The sequence below is a fragment of the bacterium genome (assembly GCA_021372775.1).
Classification (GTDB): Bacteria; Acidobacteriota; Polarisedimenticolia; order J045; family J045; genus JAJFTU01.
In genome coordinates, this window is the sequence record JAJFTU010000228.1 from 1 (window position 1) to 1,798 (window position 1,798).

Genomic DNA, 1,798 nt, shown 5'->3' on the forward strand with positions numbered 1-1,798 from the left:
ACGCTGCGCCCCGCGCTCTCGCCGGAGTTCGACGCCGTCGTCGCCCGCTGCCTCGACAAGGACCCGCGCGGCCGCTTTCCCTCGGCCGTGGAGCTGCGCGACGCGCTCGACGGGCTGCGCCGCGCCGGGCCGTCCGCGACCGCGCCGGGGGGCGCCTCGCTCGCCGTGCTGCCGTTCGAGGACCTCAGCCAGGCGCGCGACCAGGAGTACTTCTGCGACGGCGTGGCCGAGGAGATCATCACCGCGCTCGGGCGGGTCGCCGGGCTGCGCGTCGCCGCGCGCCGCTCGTCGTTCCGCTTCCGCGGCGCGGGGATCGACAGCCGCGAGATCGCGCGGCGGCTGCGGGTCGGCGCGCTGCTCGAGGGAAGCGTGCGCAAGGCCGAGGACCGGCTGCGCGTCACGGCGCGGCTCGTGGACGGCGCGACCGGCTTCGAGCTCTGGTCCGGCTCGTACGACCGCGAGCTGCACGACGTCTTCGCCATCCAGGAGGAGATCGCGCGGGCGATCGCCGCGGCGCTCGCGGTGACGCTGAGCGAGACGGAGCACGCCGCGCTCGGCCGCCCGCCGACGACCGACGTCCGCGCCTACGACCTCTACCTCCGCGCGCGGCGCTTCTACTACCAGTACCGCCGGCGCGGCGTGGAGTTCGCGCGGGAGCTGTTCGAGCGGGCGCTGGAGCTCGACCCATCGTTCGCGCGGGCGTGGGCCGGCGTGGCCGACTGCCACTGCTTCCACTTCCTCTACGTCGCGCGCGTCGCCGAGCACATCGAGCGGGCCGAGGCGGCGAGCCGCCGCGCGCTGGCGCTCGATCCGGACCTCGCCGAGGCGCAGGCCTCGTGGGGCGTCGCCTGCTCGATCGCGGGGCGCGACGAGGAGGCCGTCGCCGCGTTCGAGCGCGCGGTTCGGCTCGACCCCTCGCTGTTCGAGGCGCGCTACTTCTACGCCCGCCACAGCTTCGCCCGCGGCGAGGCGGAGAAGGCGCTGCGGCTCTACGAGGAGGCCGAGGCGCGGCGTCCCGAGGACTACCAGTCCCCGCTGCTGATGGCCCAGATCTACGTGGACATGGGGCGCGCCGAGGACGCCGAGGCGACCTACCGCCGCGGCCTGCGCAAGGCGACCGCGGCGCTGCACCTGCAGCCGGACGACACGCGCGCCCGCTACATGGCGGCCAACGCCCTCGTCGCGCTCGGCGACCGCGAGCGCGGCCTGGAGTGGTCGCGGGCGGCGCTGGCGCAGGAGCCGGACGAGCCGATGCTCCTCTACAACGTCGGCTGCATCCAGTCCATGGCCGGCGAAGTCGAGGAGGCGCTCGCCTCCCTCGAGCGCGCGGTGGACCGCGGCCTCACCCAGCGCGGCTGGTTCGAGCACGACAGCAACCTCGATCCGCTGCGCGCCCATCCCCGCTTCGCGGCGCTGATGAAGCGCCTTCCCTGACCCGCGCCGCCGGGCCGCGTGGAACGCCGAAACGACGAATCCCGTAGGGGCGGCTGGCGCGCTCCGACGACCGTCGGAACAACGGCGCCGCACCGCGCCTGCCGCCCGACCTGATCACCGCACAACCCTGCCCTTGAGGCATTAACCCGGCAATTTCCGAAGCGCGCGTCCGCTGAGCCGCGCCACGCACGACGCACGTCCCGCGAGGTGCGCGGGCCTTTCGGCGCAAGGCAAAGGCAACGTTCCGCGTGAATCACGTCGGGAGGCAGGCGCGGAGGAATCGTCCGCGGGCGAACGATCGTCGGGACGCGCCAGCCTCCCCTACGGCCGGACCCGACACCGACCAGCGCGTCGCGCGTCGGGG

General features: G+C 74.8%; 1 protein-coding gene. It reads left to right on the top strand.

Going from position 1 to position 1,798, the window contains the following annotated elements:
* A partial coding sequence (locus LLG88_08320; protein ID MCE5246907.1) for a tetratricopeptide repeat protein occupies nucleotides 1-1,434 on the top strand: 1,434 nt, incomplete at its 5' end.
* Between the last annotated feature and the right edge of the window lie 364 nt (nucleotides 1,435-1,798).